This window comes from Curvibacter sp. EU05-FHT14A10 (assembly GCF_058791075.1).
The window spans coordinates 28824-41961 of sequence record NZ_JBYTDE010000030.1 but is presented as its reverse complement, the minus strand read 5'-3'; the positions used below and the strand labels follow the sequence as shown (position 1 = coordinate 41961).

Annotated in this window: 12 protein-coding genes; 10 read left to right on the top strand and 2 right to left on the bottom strand. The window is 66.0% G+C overall.

Features of this window, described 5'->3' with window-relative positions:
• Nucleotides 1-432: a TreTu family toxin gene (locus tag AC3WUT_RS29155; protein ID WP_492350567.1), complete on the top strand. Its 432-nt coding sequence runs from the start codon at nucleotides 1-3 to the stop codon at nucleotides 430-432.
• A 3-nt stretch (nucleotides 433-435) separates the two neighbouring features.
• A complete protein-coding gene (locus AC3WUT_RS29150; RefSeq protein WP_492350566.1) occupies nucleotides 436-762 on the top strand; it encodes an immunity protein TriTu family protein in 327 nt (108 codons plus the stop codon).
• A 580-nt stretch (nucleotides 763-1342) separates the two neighbouring features.
• On the opposite strand, the gene acpA is transcribed toward AC3WUT_RS29150, so the two are convergent.
• Complete coding sequence (acpA, locus tag AC3WUT_RS29145) at nucleotides 1343-3025, bottom strand: acid phosphatase (protein WP_492350565.1); 1683 nt, start codon at nucleotides 3023-3025, stop codon at nucleotides 1343-1345.
• A 224-nt stretch (nucleotides 3026-3249) separates the two neighbouring features.
• On the opposite strand from acpA, the gene AC3WUT_RS29140 reads away from it, so the two are divergent.
• Entirely contained in the window at nucleotides 3250-4485 is a 1236-nt protein-coding gene (locus tag AC3WUT_RS29140; protein WP_492350570.1) for a cytochrome-c peroxidase, read from the top strand.
• A gap of 3 nt (nucleotides 4486-4488) precedes the next feature.
• Here the strand turns inward: AC3WUT_RS29140 and AC3WUT_RS29135 are convergent, their stop codons facing one another.
• Nucleotides 4489-6054: a YifB family Mg chelatase-like AAA ATPase gene (locus tag AC3WUT_RS29135; protein ID WP_492350564.1), complete on the bottom strand. Its 1566-nt coding sequence runs from the start codon at nucleotides 6052-6054 to the stop codon at nucleotides 4489-4491.
• A gap of 264 nt (nucleotides 6055-6318) precedes the next feature.
• Between AC3WUT_RS29135 and AC3WUT_RS29130 the strand changes: the two genes are divergently transcribed.
• The 7 genes from AC3WUT_RS29130 (at nucleotide 6319) to AC3WUT_RS29100 (ending at nucleotide 13132) form a co-directional block, all read left to right on the top strand.
• Nucleotides 6319-7086, top strand: a complete 768-nt coding sequence (locus tag AC3WUT_RS29130; protein WP_492350569.1) for a TorF family putative porin — start codon at nucleotides 6319-6321, stop codon at nucleotides 7084-7086.
• Between the two features lie 27 nt (nucleotides 7087-7113).
• On the top strand, nucleotides 7114-7452 hold the full coding sequence (gene glnK / locus AC3WUT_RS29125; RefSeq protein ID WP_019573583.1) for a P-II family nitrogen regulator: 339 nt from the start codon (nucleotides 7114-7116) through the stop codon (nucleotides 7450-7452).
• A 37-nt stretch (nucleotides 7453-7489) separates the two neighbouring features.
• Nucleotides 7490-9040 carry an ammonium transporter gene (locus tag AC3WUT_RS29120; protein WP_492350563.1) on the top strand — a complete coding sequence of 517 codons (1551 nt, stop codon included), beginning with the start codon at nucleotides 7490-7492 and terminating at the stop codon, nucleotides 9038-9040.
• 176 nt (nucleotides 9041-9216) lie between these two features.
• Complete coding sequence (locus AC3WUT_RS29115; RefSeq protein WP_492350562.1) at nucleotides 9217-10113, top strand: aldose 1-epimerase; 897 nt, start codon at nucleotides 9217-9219, stop codon at nucleotides 10111-10113.
• Nucleotides 10110-11057: an SMP-30/gluconolactonase/LRE family protein gene (locus AC3WUT_RS29110; protein ID WP_492350561.1), complete on the top strand. Its 948-nt coding sequence runs from the start codon at nucleotides 10110-10112 to the stop codon at nucleotides 11055-11057. Before AC3WUT_RS29115 ends, AC3WUT_RS29110 begins: the two co-directional genes overlap by 4 nt.
• Nucleotides 11058-11264: 207 nt before the next feature.
• Nucleotides 11265-12335 carry a glycolate oxidase subunit GlcE gene (gene glcE / locus AC3WUT_RS29105; RefSeq protein ID WP_492350568.1) on the top strand — a complete coding sequence of 357 codons (1071 nt, stop codon included), beginning with the start codon at nucleotides 11265-11267 and terminating at the stop codon, nucleotides 12333-12335.
• Between the two features lie 29 nt (nucleotides 12336-12364).
• Entirely contained in the window at nucleotides 12365-13132 is a 768-nt protein-coding gene (locus AC3WUT_RS29100) for a YoaK family protein (RefSeq protein ID WP_492350560.1), read from the top strand.
• Nucleotides 13133-13138 lie beyond the last annotated feature (6 nt).

The window sequence follows — 13138 nt, the reverse complement described above, 5'->3', positions numbered from 1 at the left end:
GTGTTGGATGCGGCGGGAGATGGGGCGATACTGGGGCCGGCGCTGGGGGCGGTATCGGGGCTTGCGGGCGGCAGTGCGGCGGTGGAGAGCGCTGTAGCACCTGCGGCAAATGGGGCGGCGGAGACAACCCGGGTCGGGCGCTGGATGAGCGCAACAGAGTTCAAAACCATGAACGAAACCGGTCGAGTTGTCGAAGGGGCTGGTGGTCGAACTTATGTTGTAAACCCGGCGAATCCGGCTGCGTTCGCAGGGGCAGGAAGAGGCTCATCCATTTATTCTGAATTTGATGTGCCGACAAGTGTGCTGAAGCCAGGTAGCAAGCCCGAATGGTCAGTTATCCCTGGGCCAAATGTCACGACGCGACTCTATGGCCCTGCGCCTGCGGAGCTAGCGCCAGCGACTTGCATTGTTTGTGTTATCAGGAATCCGTAGAACATGCACATCTTTGATGTTTTGGAAGCATGGTTGGCGTCGATGGCGGGGAGTCTCGAATCGGCTGATGTAAACGCGCGGTTTATTCGCTCCCCGACTGATCGGCCCAACCCTTCTTGTAGTCTGAATTTATGTCGTGACAACCAAGAACTAGATCTTGTGATTTGGGAGTCAGGCGAGGCCGAGTTGACCGTCGGCGAGGTCAATGGACAATTCAATCAAATGCACCTAACCGATACTCGTAGTCAAGTCGGTCTTGCTGAACTTCTTTCACACTTGCTTGTGTTCATCGACGCGGATCACCTCAATGCACGAACGCCTCGGCGGTGAGGGTGGCGACGGCTCGGAAATGCTTGCTATTGGCAGTAAGCATCGGCAGGTGCTCGATGACGGTAGCGGCGATGAGTGCATCGCCCGCCTCCAGACCGTGGCTCAGGGTGAGCGCGCCCTTCTGCTTGGAGGCACGGAATGTGATGGCCGTCGGTGACAGGTAGCAGCCTAGCCGAACGTTTGTGGAGGATCTTCTTCACGGCCGGCTGCTCTGAGTTTGCCCCTGAAAATCGGAGCGCATATCCCGGTTTTCAAGCAGTAGCCTTCAGTTGCATCGTCAACCAGCGACCATCGTACTGCATGTGGCTCATTGATCCCAGTGTCGAATCCAGCCGGGAATGAGTGTGAAGCCCGATCCAATCCAAACTCAATGGTCTGTACCCCACTGATCGTCCACTACACAAACAGGCCTGTCGTTGTGCCTGAAGCGCTGCTCATCTAAGCATTGAGCCCACGATGACGCACCCTATTTCTCATCGCGTTGACAGCCTCTCACTCCTGACCCGCCAACAAAAATAGCCAGCCCCCAAGCAGAGGGGCCAGCATGCGGACTGGGCGCTGAAAGCGCCCGCTCGTTCGATCAGTTCAGCTGCAGCGCATTGGTCAGGTCGCCCATGACGGAGGCGCCGTTGGCCTTCAATGCGGCGTCACGCGAGGCCAGGCCGGGCAGGGTGTCCAGGCTGAAGGTGCGGGTGATCAGGCGCAGCACCGAGGCGGTGTCGTACTGGGTGTGGTCCACGGTGCCCTTCTTGGCCAGGGGCGAGATCACCAGTGCCGGGATGCGGGTGCCGGGGCCGATCAGGTCGCCCTTGGGCGGGGCCACGTGGTCCCAGGTGCCGCCGAACTCGTCATAGGTCACGACCACCACCATGTTGTTCCACTGCGGGCTGGCCTGCAGCTTGGCGATCAGGTCAGCGATCTTGCTGTCGGCGTCCTTGATATTGGCGTAGCCGGGGTGCTGGTTGTACAGGCCTTCGGGCTTGTAGAAGGTCACTGCGGGCAGGGTGCCGGCGGCGGCATCGGCGACCAGGTCGTTGTAGTCCTTCAGGTGGTTGGTGCGGTAGGCGGCGCCGGTCACCGGGTCGGCCTTGGCGTAGTAGTTGAAAGGCTGGTGGTGCGGCTGGAAGTCCACGTTGGCGGTGGTGGCCACACCAAAACTGTTGCCGGCGTAGATCACCGAGCGGGTGGCCGAGGGGTCTTGCACGCCGTCGGCCAGGGCGCTGTTCCAGGCGCCGCTGTACCACTTCCAGGTCACGTTCTTGGCATCCATCAGGTCGCCGATGTTCGTGGCCGTCTGCGCGGGCAGGGTGGTGGCCTTGGTGGCGTTGGCGTACAGGCCGTTGCTGCCAGTCACGTTGGCCGGGGCGTTGCCGCTGGGCTGGTAGGGCGGCTGCATGGTGTTCACGGCGTAGAACTTGCCGTCACCAAAGTAGTTGGCGGGGGTGATGTTGCCGCTCAGCACATAGCTGGGGGCGCCGTCCAGGGCCGAGGCCGGGCTGGTCGACTTGGTGGTCAGTGTGCTGGTGTACTTGCCGCTGGCGTCCTTGTTCAGCACCGCGATGGTGGGGGCGGCGGTGGCGGTGTCGGCGTTCGGGTACTCGGGGGCGCAGGCGCACACCAGGTACTGGTGGTTCAGGAACGAGCCGCCGAAGGCGCCCTGGAAGAAGTTGTCGGCCAGCACGTATTGCTGGGCCAGCTTGTACATGGCGGTACCGCTGGTGTCGAAACGGCCCATGGTCAGGCCGCCGGCGTCTGACCAGGCGGCAAACATGTCGTTGGCGCCGCCGTTGATCTGCATCTGGTTTTCGAAGAAGCGGTGGTACAGGTCGCGCGTCACCGTGGCGGTGGTCAGCACGGCGTTCGAGGCGGCCTGGAAGGCGGTTTCGATCGAGAACGGCGCGTTGGCCAGGCCAGCGCTTTGCGCCTGGGTCACCACCGGGGTCACGCCGCCGGCCGTCACACCGCCCCAGGTCTGGGGCAGGGTGGCCAGCACGTTGCCGTTGCGGTCTTTTTGCGGCACGTAGGCCGAGGTCAGCTTGCCGTTGGCGTCGTACAGGTTGCTGATGCCGTTGGCACCTGGGAAGTTGCCATACAAGCCGTCGAAGGAGCGGTTTTCGGCGTAGATGACGACCACGTTCTTCACCTTGGAGCGCAGGGCGGTGGTGGTGTCGACGCTGTCGCTGCCGCAGGCGCTCAGCGCCAGTGCAGCCAGCACGGTCAAGGGAAAGACGGCAAGGCCTTTCAGCGAGGGACGGTTTTTCATGGTGGAGTGATCCCGGTGGGTGACAAAGATGGACGGCTCAGTGTTCCGAGCGCCTGTGACAGACCGTTTACATGCGCGGAATCCGGCCCTTCTTTACCGTGTCTTTGCAATGGGGCGGCTGCCCTCGTGTCCGCCCACAGCCGACTGTCTGGCTGTCACGGCATTGCCACGGGGCGGCGGTACAAGGGCGACCTCTGTTGTCGAAAGCGTCGCCCGTGAGCCGTCTGTCTTCTGCTTTTTCTGCTGCTGTGTTGTCTTGGTGTGCCTTGGCGGGCACGGTTGGGGCCGCACCGTCGGAGCCAGCCCAGCCCTTCTATGCCACCCGCTTCGAGCGCCAACCCAATCCGGCCGAACTGACCGAGCTGGGGCGGCGCCTGTTCAATGAGCCAGCCTTGTCGGCCTCGGGCCGCATGAGCTGCGCCTCGTGCCACAGCCCGCAGCACGCGTATGGGCCGGCCAACGCCCTGGCGGTGCAGCTGGGCGGCCCCGACGGGCGCCTGCAGGGCTTGCGTGCTGTGCCCTCGCTGCGCTATCGGCAGGCCACCCCCCCGTTCAGCGAGCACTTCAATGACAGCGACGGCAACGACAGCATCGACCAGGGCCCCACCGGGGGGCGCACCTGGGACGGGCGCGCCAATTCGGCGCATGAGCAGGCCGAGATGCCCTTGTTGTCACCGTTGGAGATGGCCAACCGCAGCCCGGCGGACGTGGTGGCTCGCTTGGCCGCTTCACCGAGTGCAGGCGCTTTTCGCACCACTTTCGGGCCCCAGGTGCTGAGCCAGCCCGACAAGGCCTGGAAGGGCCTGCTCTGGGCGCTGGAGGTGTTCCAGCAAAGCCCGGCCGATTTTTACCCCTACAACAGCCGCTACGACGCCTTTTTGCGCGGCCAGGCCCAGCTCAATGCGGCCGAGCGGCGCGGCATGGCCGTCTTCAACGACCAGAACAAGGGCAACTGCCTGCAGTGCCACCCGGGTGCGGTCAAGCGTGGGGCGTTTCCCGAGTTCACCGACCACGGCCTGATCGCCCTGGGCGTGCCACGCAACCCCGCCATCCGTGCCAACGCCGATCCGGCCTGGTTCGATCTGGGCCTGTGTGGCCCCTTGCGCACCGATCTGAAGGACCACCCCGAGTACTGTGGTCTGTTCAAGACCCCCAGCCTGCGCAACGTGGCGGTGCGCCAGGCTTTCTTTCACAACGGGGCTTACCACCGGCTGGAGGATGCGGTGCGCTTCTATGCCGATCGGGATGCCCGGCCTGAGCGCGTGTATCCGCGGGGCCGCGACGGTCGCGTGAAAAAGTATGACGATCTGCCCGCCAGCTACGAATCCAATGTGAACACCGAGGCCCCCTTCGGCACCGGCCCGGGCGGGCGGGCTCGCCTCAGCGAGGCGGACGTGCGCGATCTGGTGGCTTTCCTGCGCACCTTGACCGACAGCGATTTGCCGGCGGCGCGGCGCTGAGCCTCAGCGCCGCACCACCAGCGGCCGGTACTGCGCGGCTTCGGCCAGGTGCTCGGCCAGCACGGTGTCTGAATCGGCCAGGTCGGCCACGCTGCGGGCCACGCGCAGCACCCGGTGCACGCCGCGGGCCGACCAGGCCCATTGGCGGCTCATGGCCTGCAGCAGGCCGGCCACGCCCTCGCCCAGCTGCAGATGGGTGTCCAGCGCCTGGCCTTGCAGGTCTCGGTTGGGGCCGCCCTGTCGTCGCAGGGCGCGGGCCCGGGCCTGGGCCACGCGGGCGCGCAGTTCGGCGCTGTCGGTGGCGGGCAGGGGCGGCACGGCGTTGGTCACGCCGGGCAGCAACTCCAGGGCCGGCACGGCCGTCACTTCCAGGTGCAGGTCGATGCGGTCGAGCAGGGGGCCGCTGAGTCGGCCTTGGTAGCGTGCGATCTGCTCGGGCGAACAGCGGCAGGCGCGCAGGGTCGAGCCGTGGTAGCCGCAGGGGCAGGGGTTCATGGCGCCCAGTAATAAGAAGCGGGCCGGGAAGTTGGCCCGCCGCCCAGCCCGCGAGATGGTGATCTCGCCGGTTTCCAGCGGCTCGCGCAGGGCCTCCAGGGCGCTGCGCGGAAATTCGGGCATCTCATCGAGGAACAGCACACCATGGTGCGCCAGCGAGATTTCGCCGGGGCGGGGCGGTGATCCGCCCCCCACCAGGGCCACGGCGCTGGCCGTGTGGTGCGGCTGCCGGGTGGGCCTGCGGCCCCAGTCACTGATGTTGAAGCGCCCCTCCAGGCTGGCCACGGCCGCGCTTTCCAGGGCCTCGTCCAGGCTCATGTCGGGCAGCAGGCCGGCAAAGCGCTGGGCCAGCATGGATTTGCCAGAGCCTGGGGGGCCGCTCATCAGCAGGCTGTGGTGGCCGGCCGCGGCGATCTCCAGGGCCCGCTTGGCCGCGGCCTGGCCCCGAACGTCTCGGAGATCCGGCCCGCTGAAGGCCGGGCTGCGCGCCGGCGCCTGCACCCGCACCAGGCCGGTGCCCGCTTCGGCCTCGGCGGTCGGGCCTTCGCCGGGCGACCAGGCAAAGGCCTGCACCACGTCCAGCAGGTGGTTGGCGCGCCAGACCGGCATGTCGGGCACCAGGGCGGCCTCTTCGGCACTGCCGGGGGGCAGCACCAGTTGCACGGGCTCGCCCCCTTGGCGGTGCAGGGCCAGGCACATGGCCAGTGCGCCGCTGACCGGGCGCAGTTCGCCGGACAGCGACAGTTCACCCGCGAACTCGTGCCCGGCCAGCCGGGCCGGGTCGATCTGCTCGCTGGCGGCCAGCAGGCCCAGGGCGATGGGCAGGTCGAAGCGGCCGGAGTCCTTGGGCAGGTCGGCGGGCGCCAGGTTGACGGTGATGCGCTTGTTGTGCGGAAACTCCAGCCCCGAGTTCTGCAGGGCCGAGCGCACGCGCTCGCGCGCCTCTTTGACTTCGACTTCGGCCAGGCCCACCAGGGTGAAGCTGGGCAGGCCATTGGCCAGATGCACCTCAACGGTCACCGGCAGCGCCTCGAAACCGAGCAAAACCCGGCTTTGCACCAAAGAAAGACCCATTTTCATGCGCTCCTGTTCATCTCGTCACCAGAAGAGTGCATTGGGAGGCCGATCGGCGTAGGCTGCACGTAATTGCACCAATTAGGTGCTCTTCTAACAATTTTGAAACAAAAAGACCCGCCCACTTCCAGGGCGTTCCGCTGGCGGCAACGGGGATTTGCGCAAAGAGCCGCAAAAGTTGGCACACAACCTGCATAAGTGCAGCGTCAACCCGATGATTTTTTTTAACAGGAGAACTCCGTGAAATTCGACGTCAAAAAAACAATGATCCTGGCCGCTCTGACCCTGGCTGCCTCGTCTTCGTTTGCCCAGACTGCTGCACCGGCCGAAGCTCCGGCTGCCGCGCCTGAAAACACGCTGGCCTTCAACGCCGGCCTGACTTCCGAATACCGCTATCGCGGCATTTCGCAGTCGCGTTTCCTGCCGGCCGTGCAAGGCGGCGTCGATTTCACCCACACCAGCGGCTTCTACGTGGGTGCCTGGGCCTCCACCATCAAGTGGATCAAGGACGGCGGCACGGTGGCCGGCGTCAACGCCAAGGGCCCGGTCGAGCTCGACCTGTATGGCGGCTACCGCGGTGAAGTGGTCAAGGACGTGGCCTACGACGTGGGCTACCTGCGCTACGAATACGTGGGCAACACCTACAAGAACGTGTCGGGCACCAATGCCAACACCGATGAAATCTACGGCGCCCTGACCTACAACGTGGTCACCGCCAAGTATTCGCACAGCCTGTCTGACCTGTTCGGTACCCCCAACAGCAAGAACAGCGGCTACCTCGACGTGTCGGCCACCTTCGACCTGGGCAATGGCCTGAGCCTGGTGCCTCACGTGGGCCGCCAACTGGTCAAGAACAATGGCCTGTACAGCTACACCGATTACGCCCTGACCCTGAACAAGGACCTGGGCAATGGTTTCGTCGTGTCGGGCGCCGTGCTCGGTACCGACGCCAAGAGCGGCGCTTACGTGTCCCCGTCCAACAAGAACCTCGGTCGTGACGGTGTCGTCGTCAGCGTCAAGTACAACTTCTGATCAGCGGCCCTGGCCCTAGGAGAACGCATGAAACTCGTAACCGCCATCATCAAACCCTTCAAGCTGGACGAGGTGCGTGAAGCCCTGTCCGCGATGGGTGTGCAAGGCATCACCGTCACGGAAGTGAAGGGCTTCGGTCGCCAGAAGGGCCATACCGAGCTCTACCGCGGTGCCGAATACGTCGTCGACTTCCTGCCCAAGGTGAAGATCGAAGCTGCGGTGGCCGACGACCTGGTCGAGCGCGTCATCGAAGCCGTGGAGTCCGCAGCCCGCACCGGCAAGATCGGCGATGGGAAGATCTTTGTGTACGACCTCGAGCAGGTGGTCCGCATCCGTACCGGCGAGACCGGTAAAGAGGCCCTGTAAACGAGCCCTCGGTCACGTCCGAAAGAAAGTCACAACCATGAAAAAGCTATTCGCAACGATTGCACTGGGTTTCAGTCTGATGTTTGCCGGCGGCGCCGTGCTGGCTCAGACTCCCGCCGCGCCCGCGGCTGAAGCACCGGCTGCTGCAGCACCTGCTGCCGAAGCCAAGGCCGCTGATGCCAAGCCGGCCGATGCCGCAGCACCTGCCGCCGCCGCCGCTGCCCCGGCCGATGCTGCCGCTGCTCCGCAGCCGGTTCCCAACAAGGGCGACACCGCCTGGATGATGGTCTCCACCCTGCTGGTCATCCTGATGACCGTGCCGGGCCTGGCCCTGTTCTACGGCGGCCTGGTGCGCAGCAAGAACATGCTGTCCGTGCTGATGCAGGTGATGGTCACGTTCTCTCTGATCGTCGTGCTGTGGTTCATCTACGGCTACAGCCTGGCCTTCACTGAGGGGGGCTCCTTCATCGGCGGCTTTGACCGGCTGTTCATGAAGGGCATCTGGGACAACGCCGCAGGCACTTTCGTGAACGCTGCCACCTTCAGCAAGGGTGTCGTGATTCCTGAAATCGTGTTTGCCGCCTTCCAGGCCACCTTTGCCGGCATCACCTGCACGCTGATCGTCGGCGCCTTTGCCGAACGCATCAAGTTCTCGGCCGTGCTGATGTTCATGGTTCTGTGGTTCACCTTCAGCTACGCTCCGATCGCCCACATGGTCTGGTTCTGGATGGGCCCGGACGCTTACACCGGCAAGGACGTTGTGGATGCCATGAACGGCAAGGCCGGCATGATCTGGCAATGGGGCGCGCTGGACTTCGCCGGCGGCACCGTGGTGCACATCAACGCCGCTGTGGCGGGCCTGGTGGGTGCCTTCATGGTTGGCAAGCGCATCGGCTACGGCAAGGAATCGATGGCACCTCACAGCCTGACCCTGACCATGGTCGGCGCCTCGCTGCTGTGGGTGGGCTGGTTCGGCTTCAACGCCGGCTCCGCTCTGGAAGCCAACGGTTTTGCCGCCCTGGCCTTCATCAACACCTTCGGCGCCACTGCTGCCGCTGTGCTGTCCTGGTCCGTGGGTGAAGCCCTGCACAAGGGCAAGGCCTCGATGCTGGGTGCCGCCTCGGGTGCTGTCGCTGGCTTGGTGGCCATCACCCCGGCTGCCGGCAACGTCGGTATCGGCGGTGCACTGGTGATCGGTCTGCTGGCTGGCTTTGTCTGCCTGTGGGGCGTGACCGGTCTGAAGAAGATCCTCGGCGCTGACGACACCCTGGACGTGTTCGGTGTGCACGGCGTGGGCGGTATCCTGGGTGCCATCCTGACCGGCGTGTTCAACTCGCCTTCCCTGGGCGGCCCTGGCTTCGTGGCTGACTGGGTCACGGCCACCGGCATCACTGCTGCTGACTACTCCATCGCTTCCCAAGTCTGGATCCAGACCAAGGCCGTCCTGGTCACCGTGGTCTGGTCGGGCGTGGTCTCGTTCGTGTCCTACAAGGTGGTCGACCTGACCATTGGCCTGCGCGTCAGCGAAGAAGACGAGCGCGAAGGTCTGGACATCACCTCGCACGGCGAAACGGCTTACAACCGTTGAGGCCATGCCGGAGGGGCCGTAGCTGCCCTGCGACCCCTCCGAGGTTTTTTTCATTGAGAGTCTCCCTTGGATATTGGGCCCGCTTCGGCGGGCCCTTTTTTTGCGCGAGCCATTCCGGGCCGAGGGCACAATCCGGGATTCCGTTTTTCGCCGCCTCGGCCGCCAAGGTGAATGCCATGCACGATGCCCCCACCCTGATCCTGGACAACACCGCCGCTGGCGGTGAACTGCGTTGCGCAGTACGCCCCGACCTGGGGGGCTGTCTGGCCGGCCTGTGGTGGCGCGGCGAGCCGGTGCTGCGCCTGCCGCCGCCCGAGGGCTTGGCCCAGGCCCGGCAATCCGGCAGCTACCCGCTGGTGCCGTATTCCAACCGCATCGGCCACGCCGTGCTGCACTGGCAAGGCACCGGCCACCCCCTGGTGCACAACAACGCGCCCGAGCCCCATGCCATTCACGGCGTGGGCTGGCAACGCGCCTGGCAGGTGCTGGAGCAAAGCCCTGACAGCCTGCTCATGGCCTTCGAACACCCGGCCGACGGCGCCTGGCCCTTTGCCTTTGACGCCTCCCAGACCCTGCGCCTGCGCGGCAATACCCTGGAGCTGACGCTGAGCATGACCAACCAGTCGCCCCAGCCCGTACCTGCAGGCCTGGGCTGGCACCCCTGGTTCGTCAAGCGGGCCGGTGCCCACCTGGCCTTCGAAGCCACCGCTCGCTGGGAAATGGGCCCCGACAAGCTGCCCACTCACCGCACCCCGTCCACGGGCCTGCACGCCGATGCCAAACTGCTGGACCTGGACCACTGTTTCGAGGGCTGGCGTGGCCTGGCCACCTTGCGCGATCCGGTCATGACGGTGCGCGTGCGCAGCAACACCGCCTACCTGGTGGTGTGCACCCAGCCTCAACGAGACAGCGTGGCCATTGAGCCGGTCAGCCATGCCAACAACGCCATCAACCTGCAGCACGCGCAGGGCCGTGCCCCGGCCGAACTGGGGGTGCGCACGCTGGCGCCAGGCGAGTCGCTGACCTTGCAGATGAGCATCGAAGTCAGCCATGACGAAGGAGAACCCGCATGAGCACCACCCTGCAACTGAACTGGCAGGCCGTCAGCCCCGAACGCAGCAAACTTGGAGAATCGCCGTTCTGGCACCCGCACGAGCAGATGCTGTACTGGGTCGATATCCCCGGGCGTGAACTGCTGCGCTGCAACGTCTTCACTGGCCACATCGAGCACTGGGCCCTGCCCAGCGAGCCCGGGTGCGTGGCACCGGCCCACGCTGGCGGCCTGGTGTTGGCGCTGCGTGATGGTGTCTACCGCGCCCGCGATTGGGGCGGCAGCTTGCAGCGCATCGCTGGTTTCAGTTATGACCCGCGTACCACCCGCTTCAACGATGGCCGCTGCGACCCGCAGGGCCGCTTTTGGGCCGGCACCATCTACGAGCCCCGCGACCGCCGCCTGGGCGAGCTGTTCAGCGTGGACGCCCGCGAGGGGGGCAAGCCCACGCTGGCCTTGCGCGCCATCAACAACGTGGTGTCCAACGGGCTGGCCTGGTCGCCCGACAGCCGCACCTTGTACTGGGCCGACACCCAGGACCACCGCATCGACGCCTGGACCTTCGACCCCACCAGCGGGGCCTTGCGCCGACATCGCCTGTTCGCCCAACTGCCCCCCAAGCCCGAAGGCTTCCGCTCCGACGACATGGCCGCCGCCGCAGGCTATGGTGGCCGCCCCGACGGTGCGGCGGTCGATGTTGAGGGCAACTACTGGAGCGCTCAGTTCGAAGGCGGCCGCCTGCTCAAGTTCTCGCCCGCAGGCGAACTGCTGGCCGAGGTGCCACTGCCCGCCCGCTGCCCCACCATGCCCTGCTTCGGGGGCGACGATGGCCGCACCCTGTATGTCACCACGGCGTCCAACGGCCGTCCGGAGGCCGAGGCCGAGCGCTGGCCGGACAACGGCCGCGTGCTGGCCGCCCGGGTCGACGTGCCGGGCCTGCCGGTGAATTTCTTCGCCGAGGGCTGAGAGCCTGTTCACGATCTCGCGCGGCCCGTGGGGGGCGTGAACAGCCTCTGAGCCACGACCCCGCCCGGGGGCGTCCTGCGGACCCGCTCCGGACCGGCCTTGGTCGGTGGAATTTGCCCTGGCTCAATTTTCTGCATGCAGGGCGTTCAAAAAAATCACGTGGCTGCCTATCGCGCCTCCCGGGCCCTGGGCGTACCATTTGCGCCCATGGAGACCGCCTTGCAAACCCTCATCGAGCGCATTCGCGCCGCCGCCGCCGCTGCCACGCCCCTGCGCATCCGCGGCGGTGGCACCAAGGATTTCTATGGCCAGAGCCTGCATGGCCAGGTCCTGGACACCCGCAGCCTGTCGGGCATCAGCGCCTACGAACCCAGCGAACTGGTGATCACAGCCGGTGCGGGCACCCCCCTGGCCGAGCTGGAGGCCGCACTGGCGGCTCAGGGCCAGTGCCTGCCCTTTGAGCCACCGCATTTCGGCCCCGGTGCCACCGTGGGGGGCATGGTGGCGGCGGGCCTGGCCGGACCGGCGCGGGCCGCGGTGGGCAATGTCCGCGACTACGTGCTGGGGCTGGAGCTGGTCAATGGCCGTGCCGAGCACCTCACCTTTGGCGGCCAGGTCATGAAAAACGTGGCCGGCTATGACGTGTCGCGCCTGCTGGCGGGTTCACTGGGCACGCTGGGGCTGATCACCTCGGTCTCGCTCAAGGTGCTGCCGGTTCCGGTGGCCGAGGCCACGCTGCGCTTTGAATTCGACGAGCCCACCGCACTGACCCGCCTGAACGCCTGGGGCGGCCAGCCTCTGCCCGTCAATGCCTCGTGCTGGCTGGCCGGTGTGCTCCACCTGCGTTTGCGCGGCGCCCAGGCCGCGGTCCAGGCCGCCTGCCAGCGCCTGGGCGGCGAGCTGCTGGCGCCCGAGCCGGCGCAGGCCTTCTGGCAGTCGCTGCGCGAGCAGACCCACCCCTTTTTCCAGCCCCAGGCCGATTTCAGCCTGTGGCGCCTGGCCGTGCCCGACACCGCCGTGCCTTTGCAGCTGGGGCCCACCCTGATCGAGTGGGGCGGCGCGCAGCGCTGGTTGCATGCGCCCTCGGACCAGGCCAAACGGCTGCGTCACCACGCGGTCAGTGTGGGCGGGCATGCCACCCGTTTTCGCGGGCCGGACGCCGCACTCGACGTCTTCACCCCGCTGTCGCCGGCACTCGATCGCATCCAGCGCGGCCTCAAGCAGCAGTTCGACCCGGCCGGCGTGTTCGGCCATGGTCGGCTGTACCGCGGCTGGTAAGCCGGCTCGAGCCTTCCCGCCGCCACCCCATGCGCCGCCTGCGACACCTCACCGGACTGCACCGTACCCCGGCCACCAACCGGATGCTGGGCTTTTTGCTGGCCTTCAATGCCGGCGCCATCAACGCGGGTGGGTTTCTGGTGGTAGGCATGTACACCTCACACATGTCGGGCTTTGTGTCCATGCTGGCCGACAACCTGGTGCTGGGCAATGTGCTGCTGGTGGCGTCGGCCTGTGGGGCCTTGCTGTCCTTCACGGCCGGGGCCGCCTTGACGGCGGTGCTGGTCAACTGGGGCCGGGTGCACCATTTGCGCAGCGGTTACGCGCTGCCCCTGCTGCTGGAGGCCATCTTGATGCTGCTGTTCGGCCTGATCGGCAGCACCTTCAATCGCCAGACCCCCTTTGCCGTGCCGTTCACCGTGCTGTTGCTGGCCTTCATCATGGGCTTGCAGAACGCGCTGGTGACCAAGATCTCCTCGGCTCAGATCCGTACCACCCACATGACCGGGATCGTCACCGATCTGGGCATCGAACTGGGCAAGATGCTGTATTGGAACGGCAGCGTGCCCGGGGCCGGCCCCCAGGTGCGTGCCAACCCGGCCCGGCTCAAGCTGTTTGCCTCCTTGCTGGGCCTGTTCACCGTGGGCGGCATCGTGGGGGCGGCCGGCTTCAAGCACATCGGCTTCATCTGGGTGCTGCCTTTGGCCACGCTGCTGCTGTCCCTGTCGCTGCCGCCGCTGCTGGGTGACCTGCGCCGGCTGGGGCGCCTGGTCGAACAGCGGGCCGCCGCCGACTGACTCTCT

Excerpts from the sequence above, each read along its gene's own strand:
- AC3WUT_RS29150 (WP_492350566.1), top strand. The coding sequence starts at position 436 with ATGCACATCTTTGATGTTTTGGAAGCATGGTTGGCGTCGATGGCGGGG.
- acpA (WP_492350565.1), bottom strand. The coding sequence starts at position 3,025 with ATGAAAAACCGTCCCTCGCTGAAAGGCCTTGCCGTCTTTCCCTTGACC.
- AC3WUT_RS29135 (WP_492350564.1), bottom strand. The coding sequence starts at position 6,054 with ATGGGTCTTTCTTTGGTGCAAAGCCGGGTTTTGCTCGGTTTCGAGGCG.
- AC3WUT_RS29130 (WP_492350569.1), top strand. The coding sequence starts at position 6,319 with ATGATCCTGGCCGCTCTGACCCTGGCTGCCTCGTCTTCGTTTGCCCAG.
- glnK (WP_019573583.1), top strand. The coding sequence starts at position 7,114 with ATGAAACTCGTAACCGCCATCATCAAACCCTTCAAGCTGGACGAGGTG.
- AC3WUT_RS29120 (WP_492350563.1), top strand. The coding sequence starts at position 7,490 with ATGAAAAAGCTATTCGCAACGATTGCACTGGGTTTCAGTCTGATGTTT.
- AC3WUT_RS29115 (WP_492350562.1), top strand. The coding sequence starts at position 9,217 with ATGCACGATGCCCCCACCCTGATCCTGGACAACACCGCCGCTGGCGGT.
- AC3WUT_RS29110 (WP_492350561.1), top strand. The coding sequence starts at position 10,110 with ATGAGCACCACCCTGCAACTGAACTGGCAGGCCGTCAGCCCCGAACGC.
- glcE (WP_492350568.1), top strand. The coding sequence starts at position 11,265 with ATGGAGACCGCCTTGCAAACCCTCATCGAGCGCATTCGCGCCGCCGCC.
- AC3WUT_RS29100 (WP_492350560.1), top strand. The coding sequence starts at position 12,365 with ATGCGCCGCCTGCGACACCTCACCGGACTGCACCGTACCCCGGCCACC.